Below are 22,364 nucleotides of genomic sequence, written 5' to 3'. Positions count from 1 at the left end.
ATTAAAGTTTAATTTCGTTTCCTTGATAGAATTGTAAAAGTTGATGATATAGAATGTTTAAATATTTAGCTTGCAAATAGTTTTGTTGCGCATTAGTATACGTATTTTGACTTATCACCAAATCCGTTGTACTCAAAGCACCCAAATCATATTTTTTCTGTGCTAGATTATAGGATTGCTCAGCCGCGTTTTGAGAAGCTTCTGCTGCAATCAATTGTTCTTGTGACGAGAGTGCATTTTGGTAAGCTGTTTCTACTTTTTTTATCACCTCCTTCTCTACGGTTTGTTTTTGTAACTGAGCTTTTTCAATATTAAAAGTGGCTGTTTGTACGGCTGCCTTTGTTTGGTTTCTATTGAAAATTGGAATGGATAAACTCAACCCTATTTTTTGATTAAAGTTTACATCTAACTGATCTGTAAATGTGTTGTCATTAAGACTTGTGTAACCAGAACCCAGACTGCCAATTAATGATAATGTTGGAAGGTAACCACCCTTTGCAATTGCTAAATCTTCCTCATTAATGGATACATTCGTACTACTTGCAGTAACTTCTGGAAGAAAATTGAGAGCATTATCATATATCAATTCTTTGTTTAATTCCAGATTGATTAAATCTTGATTCTCGTCAATTGACTCAATTTGTAAATCTTCTAAGGGAGATAATTCTAGTAATTGTTTTAAACTGATGATGTTTAGCTCATAGTCATTTTTAGCAGCAATAACATTGTACTTGTTGGTAGCAGCCTGACTTTGAGCTTCTGTATAATCACTTAAAGCAATAGAACCAGCATCTAATCTAGATTTAGCTTGAATAACTTCTTGTTCCGAAGCTTTTAGATTATTTTCTGCAATAGCAATCCCTTCTTTGCTGTACAGCGTTTGCAAATAGGTTTCTAAGATGCTAATAACGATACTGTTTTTAGTTTCTTCTGCTAATAGGCTATTTTGCTCTAGTAGTAATTTATTCTGTTTTATCTGATTGGTTAATTGATTTCCTTGAAAAAGTGTTAACGAGCTATTGATACCCAAATTTGTGCTGTGTATTTGATCAGAAACATAATCACTGGTAATTGGATCAATGGTTGTACCACTGGAAAAATTTTGAGAAGCACTACCAAAAAGGTTTGGTAGTTTAGCAGACTTTGCCTTATTGTAATCTACTTCAGAAATATTAGCGTTTAAATCAGCATCCTTCACTGTAATATTATTTTCAATAGCATAAGAAATACAATCTTCTAGTGACCATATTTTGGATGCAACGTTACTTTCTGCATCTTGGGCGTAAGCAAAGTGAGCAAATAAAATGCCTACTATGATTATATATTGTTTCATTTGAGTGTGTTTTTTATTAACACTTCAAAATTGAAACTTTATACTTTTTAAATAAAAAGGAATATAAGTTTGGCCCAAATGACTATATGAACTCTACTTTTTTATCGACGAATATATTTTGAATAATTCCATTTTTCCGCCTCAACAATTTGAAAAACCATTATATAAATAATGCGAAAACAAAAGGCTTATAAATATAAGTTGTCATTTTAAAAATCATAACAACTCTTGATATTCAAAAGGTTGTGAAATTTCTGCTATATTTCCAGCATAAGCTTTTCCTCGTAAACGTCTTACAGTATAAGCTTCCAATTTTTCTGCAGAATATTCTCTTTGTAATTTGCTTAAATTCGAAAATTCTATATCTTTCTTCAAGGGGTTTAACCAATAATCTTCATCCTCTTCTACAAGTATAATTGGCATTCTTGGTTCTGCTAATTTGGGGTTGTTATGTATTTTTTCGAGTAATGAATTTCCTCGTGTGGTAACAAAAGCAAATGTAGTAATAGTGCCACCTTCATCAGTTATAAAAGTGCTATATAACCCTGCTAGTGCTAATGGTTCTTTTGATTTATTTCTAATGTAAAAAGGAAAAGTTTTACCATTAAAATGATGGTGTTCATAAAATCCCTCAATATATATTATACAACGATTATTAATGGCAGCTTCTTTAAAAGAAGGTTTTTCAAAAATAGTTTCTACTCTAGCATTTATAGTAGAATTCCATATTTTTTTTAATTGTTCTTCGCTTTTCACCCAAGGCGGAGCTAGACCCCAAGTGGCTACAAGAGGAAAAAAAGGAGATTTGTCTGTATAAATTAATAATTCCGGATGATTGAAACCATTAACATGATGTAAAGGTAAATCAGTTAATGGAGCTAGTTTTTCAATAATCTCATCAATGGCCTGTAAATCACCATGTTTTTGAGCTCTTTTCAATTGGGCTTCAAGGCCCGCTTTAATATCGTAACACATAAGTTAATCACAATAATGTTTAAAGAAGCTCTGCTATAATTAAAAACAATGCTTAACATATTAAAAATCTATTCTCTCAAATATAACTTATAATCTTAACTATTTTAAGACTATTAAATATAGATATTTATTAAATTAGAGCTTCACTTTTTAATTTTAGCAATGCTCACAACTGAAGAATTATATACATTAGAAAGAGATGGTTTTGTCTCATTAGGCCAACTATTGACTAAAAACCAAGTTAGGGCAATAAATGATAAAATTGAAGAACTTATACGTTTGGAAGGAAAACATGCCGGTTCAGAATTATTCGAATCAAAATATATAAGGCATCCTAAAGAAGAGGGAGCAGACAGACTTGCAGATTTAGTGAATAAAGGCGAAATTTTCGATATTTTTTACACCCATGAAAGAGTTTTAGCAGGTATTTCGGCCGTATTAGGCAAACACTTTAAACTTTCATCTCTAAATTATAGAGCTGCAAAACCTGGATTGGGCCATCAAAAACTACATGTAGATTATGGTAATTCTATTGCCGATGGTAATTATAAAGTTTGCAATACAATCTGGTTATTGGATGATTTTGTTGAAAATAATGGCGCCACACGAATAGTTCCTGGCACTCATAAATCAAAATTACTTCCGAATGAAGTTATGGATGATGTTAATATGCCTCATCCTGATCAAGTTTTGATTCAGGCTCCTGCGGGTTCTGTATTTATTTTTAACTCACACGTTTGGCATGGTGGTACCACAAATTATACGAACAAGTTTAGACGCAGCATTCACAGTTATTTTTGTGCTAATGACCAACCGCAGCAATTAGATCAAAAAAGGTATATTACTAATGAAACAAAGAAGCGTCTCAATTTAGAATATCAAAAAATATTAGATGTTTTATAGTGGTATCTTTATTTAATGGGTCAAAATTCTATAAGTTATTGATGATTAACTTGTTTTCTTGTTTAAATTGAAAAAGTAATTTTACTACTTCGCATCTTTTAATAATTAATATTGAAAGTTCCTACTTACTTATTTAAGTATGTTGATTAATTTAAACCAATTACTACATGAAACCCATAGTTCAAATTTCACTTGACCTTACTAATATTGATGAAGCCTTAGATACAGCTGCACTTGCATTGAGAGCTGGTATTGACTGGCTTGAAGCCGGCACTCCCCTATTATTAGCTGAGGGCTTGCATGGCGTACGTAAATTACGTGAAGCTTTTCCTAATATTCCAATTGTTGCTGATTTAAAGACTATGGATGGGGGATATCTAGAAACCGAAATGATGGCAAAAGCTGGTGCTACACATGTAGTTGTAATGGCCAGAGCTCATGAAGAAACGATTAAAATTGTCGTGCAAGCTGGTAAAGATTTTGGTGTGAAAGTTATGGGTGACAACTTGGGTTGTCCAGATATGATTGAAGGCGCTAAGCGTTTAGAAAATTTGGGATGTGATTATATTGTTCATCATATTGGATATGATGAACGCAGAGGTATCGCTGCAAATGGTCATCGTATGCCGAGTCCATTGGATCAACTAAAAGAAATTGTTGAAGCAGTAAATATTCCTGTTCAAGCTGTTGGTGGTTTGTCTTTAGAACAAGCGATTCAGTGTCCAGAATACGGCGCACCTTTAGTTGTATTAGGAGCTCCCCTAACAATTGATGCCGATGCTTTTAAAACTGCTGATGGAGACCTTGAAGGATCTTTACGTATGATTTGTGAAAAAATACATTCGTACGAAGAAATTTAATAGCTATTAATTTGATATAAGTATTATATATGAACTCCATTGCCGTTGTAAATTACGCTGAAGAAAAAGGAAGTGTTGAAATTAGAGAAATAGCGAAACCTATAATTGGACCTGATGACGTATTACTAGAAGTTGCCAATGTTGGTGTATGTGGTAGTGACCTTCACCAATGGACTTCTGATCATAGCTGGCCCGTAAATTACCCCGTTGTTTTAGGACATGAATTTGGCGGACATATTTCTGAATTGGGAAGTAATGTAAAAGGTTGGAAGGAAGGTAACCGAGTAGTTAGTGAAACTGCCGCGGTTATCGATACTAATAACCCAATGTCTAGACAAGGTCTTTACAACTTAGATCCAACTCGAAAAGGATTTGGATATGGTGTAAATGGAGCAATGACGCGCTTTGTAAAAGTTCCTGCCAGATGTTTACATACAGTACCAGACAAATTACCTTTTGAACAAGCTTGTTTAACTGAACCATGTTCGGTAGCTTATAATTCTGTTGTAGTTAATTCGAATATTAATCCAGGTGACCGGGTGATTGTAATAGGTCCAGGAACCATTGGTATTTTATGTGCAGCAATGGCTAAATTATGTGGCGCAGAAGTAGCAATAGTAGGCTTGGAACAAGATCGAGGTAGATTAGATATAGCAGCAAAGTATGGTTGTGATACTATTGTAGGCGATGCTACTGAATGGGCTAAAAAACAAGACGGCCTTGGTGTTGATTGTGTTATTGATGCTGCTGGGGTAAGTGCTACCTTAAAAATGGCTTTAGAAATAATAAGACCTAATGGGCAAATAACGAAAGTTGGTTGGGGACCTAAACCCTTGAACTTCTCATTAGATCAATTAGTTCAAAAAAATGTTAGATTACAAGGTAGTTTTAGTCATAATTGGCCCATTTGGGAGAAAGTTTTATCATTATTAGCTTCTGGTCGATTAGATGTGAACCCTATTATAGGAGGTGTTTGGAACCTTACAGATTGGCACGAAGCATTCGAACAAATGCATACTGGAAAAGTAGTAAAAAGTGTATTAAAACCTAACTAAACTAAGATGCGGTTAAAAGACAAAGTGATTTTGGTAACTGGTGGTTATACAGGTATTGGTAAGGCAATCGTAAAACAATGCTTAAAAGAAGGTGCCAAAATACTGGTAAATGGACTCCGTGATGAGAAAGGTCAACATCTAATAGAAGCTTATAATCCATCGCAAATAGCTAAATACACCATTGATATTACTGAGAAAGAAGCTCCTGAAAAATTAATTCAAAAGGCTATTAACCACTATGGTAAATTAGACGCGGTAGTAAATAATGCTGCCATTGTTGCTTCTTCAAATATTGATACTACGAATATCGAATTTCTGGAAAAATTGTTAGCCATAAATACTTTGGCTCCATTTGCCATTATTCAGAAGGCTTTACCGGAATTAATAAAAACGCGGGGATGTGTTGTAAACATTGGTTCGATAAACTCTTGGAGTGGTGAAGAAAATTTATTAGCGTATAGTATTTCTAAAGGCGCTTTAATGACTATGAGTCGTAATCTTGGTGATTCTTTATTTAGAGCACATGGGGTACGTGTAAATCAAATAAACCCAGGGTGGGTTTTGACGGAATACGAAAAACAAAATCAAAAAGAACAAGGAAAAAGTGATGATTGGTTTGAAAATCTATCCAATGTTTTCGCTCCTGCTAAGCGAATTTTTAAACCTCAAGAAATGGCCATGGCAGCTATTTATTTACTCTCTGATGAAAGTGGACCAATAAGTGGTCAGGTACTCGAAGTAGAACAATTTCCAATGATTGGACGCAACCCGCCAAAAGGCGATTTATAATCAATACTATAATTTAGAATAAAATGCCCAAACTAGCTGTATTTCCTAAAGCATTTATGCATCAACTATGTAAAGACGGAACGATGAAAGTTTCTGAATGGATAACCTTAGCTTCCGCACTTGAAGTAGACGGAATTGAGTGGTATGCCGGATTTCTTGAGATGGAAGATGAAACGAACTGGCCTCTTTTTAGAAAGGAAGTTGAAGCTAATGGAAAGCAAATTCCAATGTTGTGCTGCTCGCCCGATTTTACGCATCCGGATACATCATTTAGAGCAAAAGAAATCGAAAAACAACTTAGTTGGATACGTATGACCGATATTCTTGGTGGAAAATATTGTCGCGTACTCTCTGGACAACGTAGACCTGAGCTTACCATTGATGAAGGCGTGCAATTGGCTTCAGAATGCATTAAAGCCTGTTTACCTTTGGCTGAAGCATTGGGAATTACTCTAATTCTAGAAAATCATTATAAAGATGATTTTTGGGAATACCCAGAATTTGCACAACAGATGGACGTTTTTTGTAAACTTGTAAATAGTATTGAGCATCCAAATTTTGGAGTAAATTATGATCCAAGTAATACCTTTTTAGCAGGTGAAGATCCTTTAGAATTACTTTATAAAGTTTCAGATCGAGTGGTGACTATGCACGCAAGTGATCGCTATTTATTAACCGGTACTGTTGAAGACCTTAAAAATGAAGAAGGTGGTTCTGTTGGTTATGCAAAACGATTAAGTCATGGTGAAATTGGTAAAGGTTTAAATGATTACGATGCAATTTTTACTGAATTAAAACGTGTAGGTTTCGATGGCTGGATTAGTATTGAAGATGGTGTAGACGGTATGGACCAACTCGAACGTAGTGTCCAGTTCCTTAGAAAAAAAATAAAACAATATTGGCCAGAATTTACTTGATAACTTTAGCAGTTTGTTCTTCGGAAGTAACGCCAGATGGTAATTCTATTAATTTAAAGTTCTTAAAGTGTATTTCGGCACCCTCAGACTCTAAACATAAATAGCCTTTCTTTATGGTTGATTTACTGATGCCATTTACAAACTTTCCATTTACAGAAAGCTTGATAGTACCATCAACACAAACTACTTTATAGTTATTCCACTCTCCTTTTCCTAATGCTCTATTTTCTATAGATTTACTTCTAGTACCCCTTGGGTTGTCTGTTTCTGTAGTTACACCACCTACACCAAAAAGCTCTCCATGCACATATGCAATTGGTGGTTTTTTTCCATCTCTAGTATTTAGATTCACCCAATCTAACTCTAGCATTTGTACTTCTACCCCACCAGGTAATCTCGATTCTGGATCCGGACTTGCATCACTCCAAACAAATACACCCGAATTTCCTCCAGGTTCCATATGACGCCAATCTACTTCTAAAATAAAGTTCTCGTATTGCTTTTCTGATCGCATCACTCCTATTGGTAATCCCTTACAAATAAGCAATTCACCTTCGTTGCGCCAAGTATCATCGGCTGTATTTACATTAATCCAATTTAATGCTTCTGAATTTTTAATAACTCCATCATTTAAATCGTCGAAACCTATTGAAGTACCAAAAACAATATCAGCATCTTGTCCGTAAACAATTACTGAAAAAAAGAACAGGTTTAGAAATGAGAATATAAGTTTCTTTTTCATAAATAGTATTTTAAATCAATGAAATTTAGTTTTACCAGGTATTGCTATCGGGGGCATTTCGAATTTTAAATCCCATGAATACTCTTCAAATTTTGGTCCTAAATGTTCCTCAGAATTAAAAGCATCTTCCCATGTAATTTCTTGACCAGTATATCCAACCATACGAGATAAAATACCCATCATCGTACTATTTGCCATCAATTCCCCATCATTTATTGGATTTCCGCTTCGAATGGCGGCGAAAAGTTTATCGTGTTCTGCTTGAAACATATCATTTCGCTCACCTCTATATCGCCATGGATTTTTTCCTTTTATCTCACTTTGACCATACAGATTTAAATAAGCAACACCATCTGAACCAAATGCTTCGACGGTATTTCTACCTTGTGTGTTTGCTTGTTGCCGTGCGAATAGAGTAGATTTAGCGCCATTTGCATATGTAAATTCTGTTGCAAAATGATCATAAATATTTCCATATTTTTTATCTGTTCTAACTTGTCGACCACCACTACCTATTGCTTTTATTGGCATTTCATTATTCATAGTCCACGATATTAAATCACAGCTATGTACTGCTTGCTCTACTAAAAAGTCACCGGAAAGCCAATTTTGATAATACCAATTTCGCATTTGGTAGGTCATATCTGTCCAGTCTGGCTTTCTGTCTTTATACCAAAGTTCGCCTCCATTCCTATAGGCCGTTACAGCCCTAATTTCGCCGATATCTCCTCCTAATACACGACTCATAGTTTCTAAATTCATGGTATCATGTCTAAAACAAAAACCCGATACCACATTGAGATTCTTTTCTTTAGCCAGTTTAGCAGCTTCTAATACTTTTCGAACACCGGGTGCATCTACTGCTACTGGTTTTTCGCAGAAAGTATGCTTGCCGGCCTCTACAGCTGCTTTTAAGTGATCTGGTCGAAACGCAGGAGGCGTAGTCAATAAAACCACATCTACATCCGATTCTAAAACCTCTTTATAAGCATCAAAACCAATAAATTTATTAGCAGCGTTTACCTTTACTTGATTAGGTTTTAGTTTTAAAAGTTGATCATACGCTCCTGATAATCGGTCTTCAAAAACATCACCCATAGCTACTAACTCTGTATTTGGGTCTGCTTCCAATGCTTGTGATGCTGCACCGGTACCTCTACCCCCACATCCTATTAAACCTACTTTTATAATGTCATTATTAGAAGAATTAAATGCCATTAACCCTGAAGGGTAAACAACAGTACTGCCTACAACAGCTATACCTGATTTTTTTATAAATGACCTTCTGCTTTTATCCGAAGATTTCGTCTTAAAATTACCTTCCATTATTATTAATTTTCGTAATTACTTATTTCGTTTATTGGTGTGAGTACGACTTTTCTAAATTCAACTTCAGACCCTTCAGCCTGTAAGGCAATTTGACCTTTACTTGCTGTTGCATTATAGCCGTAATTTACAAAGTCACCATTTACCCATACTTTTAATTTGTTGCCTAAACACTCAATTATCATTGAGTTCCATTCCCCTACAGCATTCTCTGATCCGTCGGTAAGATTTAAAATTCGTCGTTTTTTTCCTTCGGTTACACCCCATTCTTCTTTTGGACCTCTTCTATCTATCATATTATCAACTTCAATATTCTCAACAATACACCAAAAATCACCCGCATTTTCATGCATCATTTGAACCTCGATTGATTTTGGGAACATTTTATATAAGGAACGTGGTGTTGACGCATAAACTAAAACTCCACAATTGCCAGGAATTCCAGCAAAACGGTATTCCACTTCTAGCCGAAAGTTTTCATATGCTGCATCAGTAATTACATGCCCTTGCGGCACACCCAAACTTACAAGCATACCGTCTCTAACTATAAACGGATTTATAGCAGTAGGCACAGAATCCATTTCAGGTACATCAATATGCCAACCTTCTAGGTTCTCTCCATTAAAGAGACTTATAGAAGGTTCTGATTTGCATGATAAAATACATACGGATAAAAAGAAGTATAAAACTAGCGCTCTCATAGAAATTTGAATTTAATACTTTCTATTGAAAAAATTAAGTGGAATTACTCTAATTTCTTTTAAATCTTGAGTAAATGGCTAGCTTTTTCTTGGTATTGATAAAGTAGACCCCTGTAAGCAATATTATAGCTGCCAAAATTGATTGATTGGTAATTTGCTCATTCAAAAAATACCAGCCTAATAGCAAAGCTATAATTGGATTCACATACGTACTTGTAGCCACTTTTTCTGGAGAAACATTTCTTAACAAATAATTGAATGAAGTAAAAGCGACAATACTGCCCAATACAATTAAGAGCACCATTGCCAATTGTACTTTACTAGACCAATTTAATGGCGATGACCATTCTTCCCCAGTGGAAACACTTACAATTAACATTAAAAGACCACCCATAATCATTTGATAACCAGTATTTACAAAAAAATTATCTGGCAAAGTAGCTTTACCAACAAATAAACTACCAGAGGCCCAACTAACCATTGCGGAAAACACTAAAATCATGCCAATTGCAGAATTCTCTTGACTTATAATAGATTTCTGACTTATCAATAAGTAGATACCAATAAAGCCAAGAGCTATGCCCACTAAAGACATGGCTTGTATTTTTTTACCTTGAAATACTCTCATTAAAAGCAATACTACTAATGGCTGTGCTGAGATTTCTAGCGCTGCAAATCCAGAGTCAATATATTGCAAAGCCCATACAACTACACCATTTCCATAAGCCAAAAACAAAAAACCGGCAATTATAGTATTCTTTAGTTGTTTGGGAGATATTTTTAAAGATATTCCCATAATTATACAAATAAGAAATATTAGAAGGCCAGCAATAAAAAAACGAAAACCAGCCAACATAAATGGTGATATTTCTTGAACTGCAATCTTATTTAATAGATAGGTAGAACCCCAAATTACATAAATGGAAAAGAATGAGAGTATGATTAATGCTGTGTTGGGTTTTTGCTTCATAAGCCATACAATTGTTTAGAAGGTTCAATATTAAGAATATCTATGTTCTAAAAAATAGATTAACGTTCAAATATTTAGATGAAATAAGAATTAATCTCCAATAATGGGATATAAAAGATATGAATGAATATAAATTGATATATTGGAGCAAAGAAAATTGAAAATGAAAAATATTATACTTGTTTTGTTTGTACTATTCGGTACAAATATTTGGGCACAAGAATCCAAAATAAAAGTTATCACCGAAGAGATTCCAAATCGATTGGCATTTTATGCTGTAAATGAAAATGAGCAGGATTTGGATGTTATGATTACTATTGAAGGAACTAATTTTCGACAAAGTAAAGCCCGTCCAAGACTGGTCCGAGTTCCAGGAATTTCAAAGGTTCATTTAAAAACGATAATGCTATTACGCGGTAAAAAACCCCAGTATACCTATGATTTAGTGGTTAATGATAGTTTGTCTAAACGAGCTTTAAAAAAAGAGGCTACTGCCATTAAGATTAAGCCTAAAAAGAATATAACTGTTTATGTACCTGAAATGTGCAATCAATGTGATAGCCTTTTGCAATCTCTCGCTGACGGTAAATACTTGTATCAAATGCATAAATTAGACGAAAATGTTGAAATGAAAGATCAACTAAATCGCTCATTTGCCAACACGATACAATTAGATTCTTTGGAAACTCCTATTTTGAATCTAGGTGGGAAGTTATTTACTAAGATTGATAATTACGAAGATTTAATTTCTAAATTAGAATTCGAAGATTAATAAGAACTATTAACCTCTTGCTAATTTTCGCAATGCTACCCATTGCTTTAATTTTTCCTTAGATTCTGCTGCAGGATAGCCTAAAACGGTCATTCCTGCTGGTACATCTTTCATAACACCAGACCCTGCAGCGACTGTTGCTCCAGAATGAATTGTAGTATGATCTTTTATGGAGGCACTACCCCCAATTATTACGCCATCTCCTAAAGTAACAGAGCCAGCTAAACCACTACTTCCTGCCATAATACAAAAACGACCCATAATACAATTATGTCCTATTTGAACTAAATTGTCAATTTTACAGCCATCTCCTACAATTGTAGAACTGAATTTAGCCCTATCAATACACGAATTTGCACCAACTTCAACATAATGCCCTATAATTACATTTCCGATGTGCGGCACCTTCACTAAGCCTCTACCATCATCACTTGGGCGATATCCAAAACCGTCGGCACCGATACTTACATTATTATGAAATATACAGTTCGTACCTATTTGAGTACGCTCTCTAATAACAGTGCCAGACCAAACTGTAGTATTATCACCTATTATCGTATCATCAAAAACTGAAACATTTGGATAAAGTAAAACCCCCTTTCCTAAAACAACATCTTTACCTACGTAACAGTTCGCACCTATTTTAGATCCTTCACCTATCTTAACAGAGTGATGCACAACCGCTGTTGGATGAATGTCTACTTCAAATATTGGTCCATCTGGACTAAAAACTTCCAATAACTTTGCCATAGCTAAGTCGGCATTTTTCACTTTAATTATTGGTCGAGAATCATTCTGTTCAAAATTAAGAGACTCATTTACAATGGCAGCTGTAGCTTTAGAATCAGGCCAAAATTTAGTGTATTTAGAACTGCCAATAAAAGTTATTTGTTCTTCGGATGCTTCCTTTATTTCACCAAGACCATTAATGTTTACTTTAGTATCACCAATTAATGTTCCTTCTAAAATGGCGTTAATTTCCTGAATGCTAAATGATTTCATTTTTTTTCCTGTTTTTGGAGAATTTGTCAGCTTCGAATATAGTTTAATTTCGATTAAATTATTTTGATTTGATTGGTGTAAGGAAATATTAATAAATAAAAACCCTGCTATCTGTAAAGAAAGCAGGGTTAAAAAAGTCGAGTTAACTTTTCTTAATCTCTTAAAGAAATCTCTTCAGTATCTCCATTAGGATATGATACTGTTGCAATATCGTCACATTCTCCGTCTCCAAAATCAACTTCAACAAGCAAACCACTTTTTTCAACGGTCATAGACCCTTCATTTAAATATGAACAAGCAAGATTACCTTCAATTGTATCGTCTACTGTTACCACATATGTTAAACCATCTGCCGTTACTGTCCAGCTTCCATCTAACGTATAAATACTTGTCTCAAGACTGCTACCGAATGTAATTCCAATTTCTTTAGTACCTTTTTCAGTAACAATTGAACCATTAGCTAAGGTTGCATTAAAGTCACTTGTGGCTGAAAAATTAATGGAATTATCGGTATCTGAACCTATTGTATAACTTCGAGTACCATTTAAAATGATGCCTCCAAAATTAAAATCTGTCCAGGTAGCTGTATAAGCCACTGTATCTCCTGTTGAAGTATATACTGCTGAAAGTGTCCCTGTTACATTTGATGTGCCTTCTACAGTACAATTATCAAATTCAATAGTAAAACCGGTATCTGAATATTCCGCTACATAGCATTCTTCTGTTTTGCCAGAACTACCTTCATTCTGATAAACACTTGAAATTATATTATCGAAAGATTTAGCATATGAATCAGATTCTAGTATTGTTTTAACTTCTGTTTGAGAAAGTTCTTGCTCTTCAACTACTACGTCCTTATCATCATCACTACAACTAGTAATCAACATCATTGAACCAAATACGAAAAGTAATTTACAAATAGACTTTGCCTTCATTATTATAGAGTTTGGATTATAAGGTGATTAACGAAGGTTTAATAGCGTTAGTGCTGTCTTCTTGTTAAATGAATATGATTTTCGGTGAAAAGACATTTTATTCGATGAAATACTTTAATAAATAAAGTTACTTATTGTCGCCGCTTAATATTGATATTAAAAAATAAGGTGCTAAACGTACTATTTTTCAGTAAAAAGCCGTTTTAAATCGTATACGATTATTATTTTTGAACTATGTCTAGTAAAATTATTTTGCGAAACCAAGTACGTGAGCATTTACTCAAACAGATGCAGCAAGGTGCTCTAGATCCTGGTGATCGTATAAATCTAGCTGCTTTGGCTAGAGTATTAAAGGTTAGTGTAACGCCAATACGAGAGGCTTTAACGCAATTACAACAATCGCACATTGTTAGGGCTATACCTAATTGTGGTTTCATTATTGCAGAAGTCAATCATGAAGAAGCAAAAAATCTATATGAACTTGTTGCCCATTTGGAGGTGCTTGCTTTAGAACAATCTACATTTGATGAATCCGCTATTGAAGCACTTAAAAAACAACGAACTTTAATTGCTGAGACAGATGAGCCTTTAGAACGAGTTAATGGTTATATGGAGTTCCATAGACTTCTGACTGCAAACTATAATAATTCTGTGGTGCAACAGATTTTAAAAGACCTAAAAAGCCGAGTTTTCTTTTATGAACGTGAATTTATGTCTGATGACTCATTTCATTACAATTCTAATGAACAGCATGATGCTATAATAGCGGCAATTGAAGAAGATAACCTGCCATCTGCTGCACTTGTCCTTAAAATGAACTGGATATTTGTTCAGGATTATATTGAAAAACAATTATTTATCTTATAATCAGGTTTTTAATTTTTAGGAAAAATACTTGTATCCACATTAGGTAGTAACCTTAATGCATTTTTATAATATACCTTTTTTAATACTTCATCGGATAGTCCTAAACCGTACATAGACCAAAATGCATGGTATTTCTTGTAGTAAGGGAAGTACTCATCATCAGTTTCTAAAACTCGAAAATAAGTTGGGAATTCTTCAGGTTTCCAACTATCCTTCCCAAAAAGAATACGATCTTGATATTTTGTAAAAAAAGCATTGGCATTTTTTGGTTGCCGCCCAAGTTCTGCAATAACAGCTGCTATTCCAACATGCATATTTGGCATGTCTTCCATTAATTCTGCAAGTTTTGCTAAATCATTAGCATACCAACCCATATGTGCATTAATAAAATTGGTGTTTGGATGCTTTTTAAACATACGATGTTGTTCGTCAATAATTTGTTGCCATGGAGCCGGATCCGTATCAGTTCGTTTTCTTCGCGAATGTGTTTTTAACTCCAACCAACGCTCATTATCGGCATTCATTGGGTCCCAAAATGATTTTGGATCTGCCGCATGGATTAAAACGGGAATGCCTAATTCACCACATTTTGCCCAAATTGGGTCTAATCTTGAATCGTCTATTGCCACACGGTTTCCGTCTATATCTTTATAACGAAGTCCTAAGCTTTTAAAGACTTTGAGTCCCTTTGCTCCTACTTTTACATCTTCTTCTAACTGCTTTACAGCATTTTCTGTCCATCCTTTTTCACCAACATTATCAAAATCTACATTTGCGAATACGGCAAAACGATTTGGATAATTAGCATTGATACTTTGAACCATTTTCTTTAAGCGTTCTCCAGATCCCCCACTTAAATTTACCATAAGGCCCTCGTTTATGGCATCCATATCTTTAAGCATTCTAGTTAGTGCTGCTTCACTCATATTTCGTTGGTGACTATGAATGTCAATAAAAGGAAATTTCGCTCTATTTAATTTATGCTCTGGGACAATTAATGTGGATTTTGGATTATATTCTTCGAAACCCATTTCTTGGGCTGTAATCGAATTTGAAATCAAAAGTGTTATTATGAATAAAACTGTATGTATACTCCTCATTTTATATTTTTCTTTGACTAGTTGAAAGTACCATATTTATTAGTTCCAAGTGCATTAGAAGGTTACAAATTGAATTGAATTTTAAGTTTATTGTATTCTTCTTTCGTATCAATATCTACTTCTTTTCCATCAGCATCTTTTAGTATGATATCTGAACTGTTATCTTCTATTAAGTCTTTAGCTCCTTTATCATTTTTTAAATACGTTAACTCTCTAAAATATTGTTGGTCAAAAATAGCAGGTACCCCTGCCCTATTATTATAGTTCGTGGCAATAATTCCTTTATTATTTGTATTGAAAATATTTATAAGTTCTTTAAGATAGTCGCTAGTAATTAGTGGTTGATCACATAACATAATTAGAACTGATTTAAGACTATCATCAATATTTAGAATACGATTGATTCCAAAAGATATAGAAGCGCCCTGACCAAGTTTAAAATCTGGATTGTATATTATATTCACATCTTTTAATTCTTCAATTTTATTAATGGATTCAGAATTACCACCTAAAACGACATAAATATTATCTGGTAAAACCAATTTGGCTTCATTAATAGTATTACCTAATAATGTCGTTTGTTTCCAAGGAAGTAGTTGTTTTGGCTCACCCATACGTTTTGATTCACCAGCTGCTAAGATTAGAATTGCTATGTCACTATTATAATTCATTTTGTTATGTACTAAAAACGACCACTAAATGAGGTGGTCGTTTTGTTTTATGTATCCAAGCGAAATCTTACCTAAATTTAAAGTGATAAAATTAGTGCTATTACCCTAATATCTCCTTCTCTGGTGTTTTCCAAAACGATGGGTCTTGCATAAACGGTTGTTTATATATTCTCTTTCCTGTTGCCGCTTTTAATGCATTTGCAACAGCACCACCTGCAGGAGGTAAGGTGGGTTCACCAAGACCGGTAGGTGCAAATTCGTTTTGAATTAAATGTGTCTCAATCACTGGTGCTTCTTTCATTCGTATTAAGCGATAGCGATCAAAGTTTTTTGCTGTAGGCGCTCCATTTTCAAAATCAAAATTACCAAACATTGCATGACCAACACCGTCTATTACACCACCTTCAATCTGGTTCATAGCACCTAATGGGTTTACAACAACTCCACAATCTACCACACAGGTAACTTTTTTAATAACTGGAATTCCATCTTCAATAACAGCCTCCGCCACTTCAGCAACATGTGAATTATGACAATAATATGCTACAAAACCTTGATAAACACCTTCTTTTACTTTACCCCAGCCAGATTTTTCAGCAGCAGTACGGATACATTCTTGAAGTCGTTCAGGAGAATATTGAATACGTTCATCGGTTGTTCCTTTAACCCTTTCTAAGAGGTCTAATCGCATTTGTACTTGATCAACTTTCATAACATCTGCTAGTTCATCAAAGAAACTCTGCTCCGCATAAGCCAAGAAGTTAGTATAAGGTGCGCGCCATGCACCTGTGGTAATATTACTTTTATAATTAGCAACATCTACTTTATAATTTTCTATAGCACCTGCTGGAAAGAAATTAGGAATTAACCCATACATATTACCATTAATAGCGGCTTCTTTAATATGATAGCCAGTTACTTGACCATCTTTTACAGCAGCTTTTATTCTATATTTAATTGCGGGCCGATAAACACCCATTGTCATATCATCTTCACGCGAAGAAATCAACTTTACAGGTTTTTTAATTGTATTAGAAATTTCAGCAGCTTCGTAAACAAAATCACCATAAAGACGACGGCCAAAGCCACCACCCATACGAGTCATTTCTAAATGTATATCCTTGACATCTCTATCTAGCATTGCTGCAACTGCTTGAGCTGCAAATTCTGGAGTTTGAACTGGACCAACTAAATGAATTTTATCTGCAGTTACATTTGCGAAAAAATTCATAGGCTCCATACAATTATGAGGTAAAAAAGGAGACTCATAAGTACGTTCTAATATTTCATCAGCGTTAGCAAATGCTTTATTTACATCACCGTCTTCGCGTAATGTTGTAAACTCTTTGCCATCTAGAAGTCCAATTAACTTTTTATCCTGAAATTCAGTGCTTTCAAGAGGAGACTCTTCTATCCAATTTGCCTTTACTGCCTTTTTTCCTTTCATGGCCACCCATGATGAATCTGCTATAATTACAACCTTTTCACTACTTCCTAGTACCACCGTCCAATTTCTATCTTCACTCTTTAAAAGTGCATTTGCTCCTTCTCCTATTTTAACAACATCTAATACCCCTGGTATTGCTTTTGCATCAGTTGCATCAAAAGATTCTAATTTTTGACCAAAAGCTGGTGGTCTTAAGACGGTAGCGTAAACCATTCCCTCTTCTTTATAATCAAGGCCATATAATGGTTTGCCAGTTACAATTTTATCGATATCGACATTACCAACATCAGTGCCAATAATTTTAAAATCTTTAATTTCTTTTAAGGTTACCGCTTCGGGAATTTCCAAAATTGCAGCTTCCTTAACGACATCACCATAACCTAAGGTTTCTCCTTTGGCATTCGTTATAACACCTTCACTTGTTGTGCATTCTGATGGTTCTACTCCCCATTTCGCAGCAGCAGCATTAACTAACATTTGTCTTGCCGTTGCGCCTGTTTGTCTCAATGGTTCCCATGAAGAACGTATTGATTGACTTCCACCTGCAATCTGTCGTGAATAATTCTCCGTGTCTAAATCTCCCTGTTTAACGTAAACATTTTTCCATGCCACATCTAATTCTTCGGCTATTAACATTGGCATAGCTGTTTTTACGCCTTGCCCAATTTCTGGATTCGGCGAATAAAGAGTAACCGCACCATTATCTGCAATCTCAATAAATGCATTAAAATCATTATAATTAAGATTTGCTAAATCAATTGCTGGTTCAGCTTTTGGTTTACAAGAATTGAATAGATTGAACCCTATTAACATACCTCCACTTGCTAAGGAAGTAGATTTCATAAAGCCCCTTCTACTAAATGCTATTGATTTATCTTGTTTTGTAGTAGACATAGTTTTTGCTTTAAGATTCAATGTTTTCGGCTGCTTTTTGTACAGCTTTATTTATTCTAGTATAAGATGCGCATCGACATATGTTACCATGCATTGCATTTTTTATTTCATCTTCAGTTGGATTGGCATTCTGAGCCAAAAAAGCTGATGCAGTCATAATCTGACCTGCTTGACAATAACCACATTGAGGTACATCTACTTCTTTCCAAGCTACTTGTACTGGATGTGAACCATCTACTGAAAGACCCTCGATGGTTGTTATTGATTTGTCCTTTAATTGTGCTAAAGTCATTGAACAGCTACGCATTGCGACACCATCTACATGAACTGTACAAGCACCACACTGTGCAATTCCACAACCGAATTTGGTGCCTACTAGATTCAAATGATCCCGTAACACCCATAATAATGGGGTGTCTTCACTAACCTCTACGGTTTGTGATTTCCCATTTACTTTTAATTGATAAGTTGGCATGTTTATTTATTTAAGGATATGACTTACAAGTTACTAAAAATAATAATCGTTGATTTTTATTTAACAAAATGATAAAGGTTTCTATTTATTGAACCAATAGTTGAATTTTAATGTTAAAGACCAATCGCGGGGTAGATTTGGATCTATCATTTGATTGTTCGAATACACCAAGAATAAATCGGATGCTGGGGCATACCGCCATTGAAATCTTGAATTCAAATTAAAGTTCTTACTCTGCTCATTATATTGAAATAGATTAGCAAAAAATAATTTATTGGTGAACGTTATATCTATTTCCGAACCAATTAACCAAAATTCGTTTGTATTCCAAGGTGCCGGAAGTTCTATATGATTATAGTTTAAATTTGCAGTCAAGCTTACATATGGTTGAAAACGGTAGCCTAGTTCTGTTGAGAGACTTGTTCTATTACCATCTAAATAATAACCACCTAATCTGCCATTAAAGCTATATGTTAGTAGACTCTGAGGTTTGGATGCAAATTCCCAACCAAATGCATTCCACCGATGTTTGGTTCCTATTGCTAAGTCAGAAATACCTAATCTAGTAGGGTCAAATGGCGAAAGTAATTCTACATAATCATAAGAAACAAAGAAATCTAAGCTACTTCTATTTCTAAAATCGATAAGATATTGTAAAAACGTTGTGTTGTCAGTTTCTTTAAAGTTTTCATCAAAAAAGTAGAACCCATTTAATTTTGGTCCATGACTTACAATTGGACCCGCTTCAGGAAAAAACAAATGTCCCAAATATGAGTTAAATTTCACGTAACCATTTCTAGGTATATAGCCTACTTCAGCGGTATAATTATCGCTTACATATTGTTCTTCAACTCTCCAATTCCATTTTTTGTTTTGATATTCAATATGCGCAGCCTGACTAATACCACTATTTTCTTTTTCGGGTGCAAATGATTTTAGAAAGAATGCTTTCCCGGTCCACAAATTAGTCTTTGAAGCTAAATTGTACTCCATTCCAAAATTTCTGTTATATTTTGGATAAAGTGCACTTAATGAGTCATTCTGTTGCGGATAGTTAATTGCTTGCTTGTTTACCAAAAGCATTCCAATACTTGAACGACTAAACATCTTTCGTTGTACCGATATTACTCCAAAATTATGACTTGGGAGTCCCGATTCTTCAACACTAGAAATTTGCATATCCATAACACCTAAACGCCATTTTTCATTGAGGTTTCCAGAAAGTCTTAAACCCGCTTGAATAGGTACACCTAATCCTATTCTACGTGAGAAAAAAGGCCGAATAGTAGCATAACCAAACCCAGCAAATAAATCTCCATTCTCTAAGAAAAACTGTCTTCGCTCTGGAAAGAAAAGTTCAAAACGGTCTAAATTTGTTACCTGACGATCCACTTCTACTTGTGAAAAATCTGGGTTAACAGTCATATCTAAATTTAGTGAAGAAGAAATACTAAATTTTAGATCGCCTCCTACTTTTCCTCTATAATTGGCATCTTCTTTTTTAGTACGGTCTTGTTTAACTTCACCTAAAACGTAGGGTATTACTGAGAAGTTAGTTTTTGGTTTCGGTGGTGGTGTATCCCAAATTAATGTACCAGTATATGCTAAAGATGCGGTTGGAAATTGTCTTGGAACCGGCGTCCAACTAGACTTTTCGCTTGCCTTTAAATCTAATCGACTAAAATTTATTCCCCATTTCTTTACACCTTCTTCATATCTAATAGACTTAAAAGGTAATGCCATTTCAAAAATCCATTTTTCTTCATCACGTGTTGTTTTTGAAACCCATTTACTATCCCAATTTAAATCAACACTACCTCCATCATACATGGTACCATCCCATTGAGCTCCATGTGCATTAGCACCAAAGGAGAAACCTGTAGTCTGATTGTTAAAAGGATCCATGAATAATAGAAAATTATCGTTTTTACCAAAAGTAAAATCTCGACGTAATGACTCTACAGTATAATTCCCTCTTTTATCGTGATAAAATGTAGCCAATAAGTATATATTTTTATCATCATATGTCATTCGTATTTCTGTTTTCTCGTTAGCAGGTCCATCATCCATAGGTAAAACCATAAAGAAGTTCTTAGCCACATCTGCGTGTTGCCAAGCTAAATCGTCATCTATGCCATCAATTAATACGGAATGATTGGTCTTCTTAATATTTAATTGAAATGCATCATTCTTTTTTTGAGCATGTAAATAACACCCCATAAAGAATAATATACAGAAAAGAGTCTTGTTCATTAGTTGGTTGAAAAATAGTTGGATTTAATTGCGATTGGAAAGCTACAAAAATTATATGCATAAAATTTAACAAGGTTTAACATATGTTTTCGGTCACTACTATAATTTAAAGGGATTTTGACCGTTCTGCTAGGTGAACCTCAAATGAAACTGAACATGAAAAACTTATTAAAACTAACAAGTATATTTATAATATTAGCGGTCTTTTATTCTTGTGGAAATGCTGATGACGATGTAAACTTTCAAATTAATCAAGGCGAAGAAGGACTAGGAAAAGGTACTGCCGTTGATGAATGTTTAGATCTTGGTGAAAGTGATTTAGTTTTATCTATACAAGAAGAATTTACTACACTACCAGGAAAAATATCAATTTTGTTTAAAGTATCGGATGATGATGGCGCTCCTGTTTCTGGACTTTCCGCAGATAAGTTTACCATTTACGAACAAGGAAGAAATGATGATTGTTTTAATACTATCTCTCCTTCAGAATCTAACGCAAGAATATCACCGAATTCTCAAATCTTTAGTAACAATACCATATTAGTATTAGATTTAAGTAAGAGTGTTCTGGGTAGTAGCCTTGAAGAATTAAAAACGGCTTCTGTTAGTTTTGTTAATAATGTGATGCCAGCTGTTGAGAATGAATCTGTAAAAATGGCTATATACTGGTTTGATGGTGAAGATGAACTCCACCTACTAAACGAATTAACACCATCGAAGAACCAACTAATTACAGCAATTGATGGTATTAACGAAGATATAAGTAATGATCCCTCAACAGATTTATATGGAGCTGTAATCAAGGCTACCGATATAGCAAGTCAGTTATTAGCAACGAGTACTCAAGATGATAAAATTGGTGCTGCTTCAGTTGTTATTTTTACTGATGGTACAGATCAAGCTTCTCGTTACACCGAGGCTGCTGCATTGCAAAAAGTAGAATCTGCTGATCCAAATATATCTTTTTTCAGTATAGGTTTAGGTTCCGAAATAGATACGGAAGTTTTAGCTAGTATTGGGAAAACCTACACAGTTTTTGCTGGAAACAAAGAGGAACTAGAAACTAACTTCAATGAAATTTCACAACGCGTATCGCAACGAGCAAATAGCTTTTATTTATTTGAGTATTGTACGCCAAAAAGAGATGGTAGTGGAGTAAATAACCTGGCAATACAAGTAGTAATTGGAAGCAAACAAGGCGGTGTACAGACTAAATTTGATGCAACAGGTTTTACTGGTGGCTGTGAATAATTTATAGCTGAATATAGTATAGAAAAGCACCATTATTGGTGCTTTTTTTTATTTATATAATCTAATAATAATTATTTTTAGAAAAACGACGAATCACTCAAATTCCTGTTGATTGCTACGCTTATT

Annotated in this window: 21 protein-coding genes; 8 read left to right on the top strand and 13 right to left on the bottom strand. The window is 34.4% G+C overall.

Features of this window, described 5'->3' with window-relative positions:
• Window position 1 precedes the first annotated feature (1 nt).
• Together UH7x_RS17555 and UH7x_RS17550 are read right to left on the bottom strand one after the other, a co-directional pair.
• Complete coding sequence (locus UH7x_RS17555; RefSeq protein ID WP_482361225.1) at window positions 2-1,333, bottom strand: TolC family protein; 1,332 nt, start codon at window positions 1,331-1,333, stop codon at window positions 2-4.
• A gap of 216 nt (window positions 1,334-1,549) precedes the next feature.
• Window positions 1,550-2,308, bottom strand: a complete 759-nt coding sequence (locus tag UH7x_RS17550; protein ID WP_482361224.1) for an SOS response-associated peptidase — start codon at window positions 2,306-2,308, stop codon at window positions 1,550-1,552.
• 162 nt (window positions 2,309-2,470) lie between these two features.
• Between UH7x_RS17550 and UH7x_RS17545 the strand changes: the two genes are divergently transcribed.
• The 5 genes from UH7x_RS17545 (at window position 2,471) to UH7x_RS17525 (ending at window position 6,832) form a co-directional block, all read left to right on the top strand.
• Window positions 2,471-3,211, top strand: coding sequence for a phytanoyl-CoA dioxygenase family protein (locus tag UH7x_RS17545; RefSeq protein ID WP_482361223.1), 741 nt, complete (start codon window positions 2,471-2,473; stop codon window positions 3,209-3,211).
• Between the two features lie 167 nt (window positions 3,212-3,378).
• Complete coding sequence (locus tag UH7x_RS17540; RefSeq protein WP_482361222.1) at window positions 3,379-4,071, top strand: orotidine 5'-phosphate decarboxylase / HUMPS family protein; 693 nt, start codon at window positions 3,379-3,381, stop codon at window positions 4,069-4,071.
• 29 nt (window positions 4,072-4,100) lie between these two features.
• Window positions 4,101-5,126 carry a zinc-binding dehydrogenase gene (locus UH7x_RS17535; protein WP_482361221.1) on the top strand — a complete coding sequence of 342 codons (1,026 nt, stop codon included), beginning with the start codon at window positions 4,101-4,103 and terminating at the stop codon, window positions 5,124-5,126.
• A 6-nt stretch (window positions 5,127-5,132) separates the two neighbouring features.
• Window positions 5,133-5,915 (top strand): SDR family NAD(P)-dependent oxidoreductase, encoded by a 783-nt coding sequence (locus UH7x_RS17530; protein ID WP_482361220.1) that lies wholly within the window; start codon window positions 5,133-5,135, stop codon window positions 5,913-5,915.
• Window positions 5,916-5,938: 23 nt separating this feature from the next.
• Window positions 5,939-6,832 carry a sugar phosphate isomerase/epimerase family protein gene (locus UH7x_RS17525; protein WP_482361219.1) on the top strand — a complete coding sequence of 298 codons (894 nt, stop codon included), beginning with the start codon at window positions 5,939-5,941 and terminating at the stop codon, window positions 6,830-6,832.
• Here UH7x_RS17525 and UH7x_RS17520 read toward each other — a convergent pair.
• Genes UH7x_RS17520 through UH7x_RS17505 form a run of 4 tightly spaced genes read right to left on the bottom strand, consistent with a single transcriptional unit; the run spans window position 6,825 to window position 10,571 of the window.
• Window positions 6,825-7,574, bottom strand: coding sequence for a 3-keto-disaccharide hydrolase (locus UH7x_RS17520; RefSeq protein ID WP_482361218.1), 750 nt, complete (start codon window positions 7,572-7,574; stop codon window positions 6,825-6,827). The genes UH7x_RS17525 and UH7x_RS17520 overlap by 8 nt on opposite strands.
• Before the next feature lie 15 nt (window positions 7,575-7,589).
• Entirely contained in the window at window positions 7,590-8,900 is a 1,311-nt protein-coding gene (locus tag UH7x_RS17515; RefSeq protein WP_482361217.1) for a Gfo/Idh/MocA family protein, read from the bottom strand.
• 5 nt (window positions 8,901-8,905) lie between these two features.
• Entirely contained in the window at window positions 8,906-9,601 is a 696-nt protein-coding gene (locus UH7x_RS17510; RefSeq protein WP_482361216.1) for a 3-keto-disaccharide hydrolase, read from the bottom strand.
• 49 nt (window positions 9,602-9,650) lie between these two features.
• The gene (locus UH7x_RS17505; protein ID WP_482361215.1) at window positions 9,651-10,571 is read right to left on the bottom strand and encodes an EamA family transporter; all 921 of its coding nucleotides are present in this window, start codon (window positions 10,569-10,571) and stop codon (window positions 9,651-9,653) included.
• Window positions 10,572-10,734: 163 nt separating this feature from the next.
• Between UH7x_RS17505 and UH7x_RS17500 the strand changes: the two genes are divergently transcribed.
• A complete protein-coding gene (locus UH7x_RS17500) occupies window positions 10,735-11,343 on the top strand; it encodes a hypothetical protein (RefSeq protein WP_482361214.1) in 609 nt (202 codons plus the stop codon).
• A gap of 9 nt (window positions 11,344-11,352) precedes the next feature.
• Here the strand turns inward: UH7x_RS17500 and lpxD are convergent, their stop codons facing one another.
• Window positions 11,353-12,345 carry a UDP-3-O-(3-hydroxymyristoyl)glucosamine N-acyltransferase gene (gene lpxD, locus UH7x_RS17495; RefSeq protein WP_482361213.1) on the bottom strand — a complete coding sequence of 331 codons (993 nt, stop codon included), beginning with the start codon at window positions 12,343-12,345 and terminating at the stop codon, window positions 11,353-11,355.
• 152 nt (window positions 12,346-12,497) lie between these two features.
• A complete protein-coding gene (locus UH7x_RS17490) occupies window positions 12,498-13,280 on the bottom strand; it encodes a hypothetical protein (RefSeq protein WP_482361212.1) in 783 nt (260 codons plus the stop codon).
• Window positions 13,281-13,532: 252 nt separating this feature from the next.
• Between UH7x_RS17490 and UH7x_RS17485 the strand changes: the two genes are divergently transcribed.
• The gene (locus tag UH7x_RS17485) at window positions 13,533-14,147 is read left to right on the top strand and encodes a GntR family transcriptional regulator (protein ID WP_482361211.1); all 615 of its coding nucleotides are present in this window, start codon (window positions 13,533-13,535) and stop codon (window positions 14,145-14,147) included.
• An 8-nt stretch (window positions 14,148-14,155) separates the two neighbouring features.
• Here the strand turns inward: UH7x_RS17485 and UH7x_RS17480 are convergent, their stop codons facing one another.
• The 5 genes from UH7x_RS17480 to UH7x_RS17460 all read right to left on the bottom strand — a co-directional run bounded on the left by UH7x_RS17480 (window position 14,156) and on the right by UH7x_RS17460 (window position 20,987).
• Complete coding sequence (locus UH7x_RS17480) at window positions 14,156-15,247, bottom strand: amidohydrolase family protein (RefSeq protein WP_482361210.1); 1,092 nt, start codon at window positions 15,245-15,247, stop codon at window positions 14,156-14,158.
• 62 nt (window positions 15,248-15,309) lie between these two features.
• The gene (locus UH7x_RS17475) at window positions 15,310-15,918 is read right to left on the bottom strand and encodes a nucleotidyltransferase family protein (protein WP_482361209.1); all 609 of its coding nucleotides are present in this window, start codon (window positions 15,916-15,918) and stop codon (window positions 15,310-15,312) included.
• A 100-nt stretch (window positions 15,919-16,018) separates the two neighbouring features.
• Window positions 16,019-18,259: a xanthine dehydrogenase family protein molybdopterin-binding subunit gene (locus tag UH7x_RS17470; protein ID WP_482361208.1), complete on the bottom strand. Its 2,241-nt coding sequence runs from the start codon at window positions 18,257-18,259 to the stop codon at window positions 16,019-16,021.
• A gap of 10 nt (window positions 18,260-18,269) precedes the next feature.
• Entirely contained in the window at window positions 18,270-18,734 is a 465-nt protein-coding gene (locus UH7x_RS17465) for a (2Fe-2S)-binding protein (RefSeq protein WP_482361207.1), read from the bottom strand.
• An 81-nt stretch (window positions 18,735-18,815) separates the two neighbouring features.
• Window positions 18,816-20,987, bottom strand: coding sequence for a DUF5916 domain-containing protein (locus tag UH7x_RS17460; RefSeq protein ID WP_482361206.1), 2,172 nt, complete (start codon window positions 20,985-20,987; stop codon window positions 18,816-18,818).
• A 156-nt stretch (window positions 20,988-21,143) separates the two neighbouring features.
• Here UH7x_RS17460 and UH7x_RS17455 point away from each other — a divergent pair, with 156 nt between their 5' ends.
• Window positions 21,144-22,238 carry a vWA domain-containing protein gene (locus tag UH7x_RS17455; RefSeq protein WP_482361205.1) on the top strand — a complete coding sequence of 365 codons (1,095 nt, stop codon included), beginning with the start codon at window positions 21,144-21,146 and terminating at the stop codon, window positions 22,236-22,238.
• The last annotated feature ends 126 nt before the right edge of the window (window positions 22,239-22,364 follow it).

This window comes from Aurantibacter sp. UH7 (assembly GCF_056839165.1).
This window is presented reverse-complemented; position numbering and strand designations above follow the sequence as displayed.

Excerpts from the sequence above, each read along its gene's own strand:
- UH7x_RS17470 (WP_482361208.1), bottom strand. The coding sequence starts at position 18,259 with ATGTCTACTACAAAACAAGATAAATCAATAGCATTTAGTAGAAGGGGC.
- UH7x_RS17515 (WP_482361217.1), bottom strand. The coding sequence starts at position 8,900 with ATGGAAGGTAATTTTAAGACGAAATCTTCGGATAAAAGCAGAAGGTCA.
- UH7x_RS17540 (WP_482361222.1), top strand. The coding sequence starts at position 3,379 with ATGAAACCCATAGTTCAAATTTCACTTGACCTTACTAATATTGATGAA.
- UH7x_RS17500 (WP_482361214.1), top strand. The coding sequence starts at position 10,735 with ATGAAAAATATTATACTTGTTTTGTTTGTACTATTCGGTACAAATATT.
- UH7x_RS17510 (WP_482361216.1), bottom strand. The coding sequence starts at position 9,601 with ATGAGAGCGCTAGTTTTATACTTCTTTTTATCCGTATGTATTTTATCA.
- UH7x_RS17490 (WP_482361212.1), bottom strand. The coding sequence starts at position 13,280 with ATGAAGGCAAAGTCTATTTGTAAATTACTTTTCGTATTTGGTTCAATG.
- UH7x_RS17545 (WP_482361223.1), top strand. The coding sequence starts at position 2,471 with ATGCTCACAACTGAAGAATTATATACATTAGAAAGAGATGGTTTTGTC.
- UH7x_RS17505 (WP_482361215.1), bottom strand. The coding sequence starts at position 10,571 with ATGAAGCAAAAACCCAACACAGCATTAATCATACTCTCATTCTTTTCC.
- lpxD (WP_482361213.1), bottom strand. The coding sequence starts at position 12,345 with ATGAAATCATTTAGCATTCAGGAAATTAACGCCATTTTAGAAGGAACA.
- UH7x_RS17535 (WP_482361221.1), top strand. The coding sequence starts at position 4,101 with ATGAACTCCATTGCCGTTGTAAATTACGCTGAAGAAAAAGGAAGTGTT.
- UH7x_RS17475 (WP_482361209.1), bottom strand. The coding sequence starts at position 15,918 with ATGAATTATAATAGTGACATAGCAATTCTAATCTTAGCAGCTGGTGAA.
- UH7x_RS17480 (WP_482361210.1), bottom strand. The coding sequence starts at position 15,247 with ATGAGGAGTATACATACAGTTTTATTCATAATAACACTTTTGATTTCA.
- UH7x_RS17460 (WP_482361206.1), bottom strand. The coding sequence starts at position 20,987 with ATGAACAAGACTCTTTTCTGTATATTATTCTTTATGGGGTGTTATTTA.
- UH7x_RS17530 (WP_482361220.1), top strand. The coding sequence starts at position 5,133 with ATGCGGTTAAAAGACAAAGTGATTTTGGTAACTGGTGGTTATACAGGT.
- UH7x_RS17555 (WP_482361225.1), bottom strand. The coding sequence starts at position 1,333 with ATGAAACAATATATAATCATAGTAGGCATTTTATTTGCTCACTTTGCT.
- UH7x_RS17525 (WP_482361219.1), top strand. The coding sequence starts at position 5,939 with ATGCCCAAACTAGCTGTATTTCCTAAAGCATTTATGCATCAACTATGT.
- UH7x_RS17550 (WP_482361224.1), bottom strand. The coding sequence starts at position 2,308 with ATGTGTTACGATATTAAAGCGGGCCTTGAAGCCCAATTGAAAAGAGCT.
- UH7x_RS17520 (WP_482361218.1), bottom strand. The coding sequence starts at position 7,574 with ATGAAAAAGAAACTTATATTCTCATTTCTAAACCTGTTCTTTTTTTCA.
- UH7x_RS17465 (WP_482361207.1), bottom strand. The coding sequence starts at position 18,734 with ATGCCAACTTATCAATTAAAAGTAAATGGGAAATCACAAACCGTAGAG.
- UH7x_RS17455 (WP_482361205.1), top strand. The coding sequence starts at position 21,144 with ATGAAAAACTTATTAAAACTAACAAGTATATTTATAATATTAGCGGTC.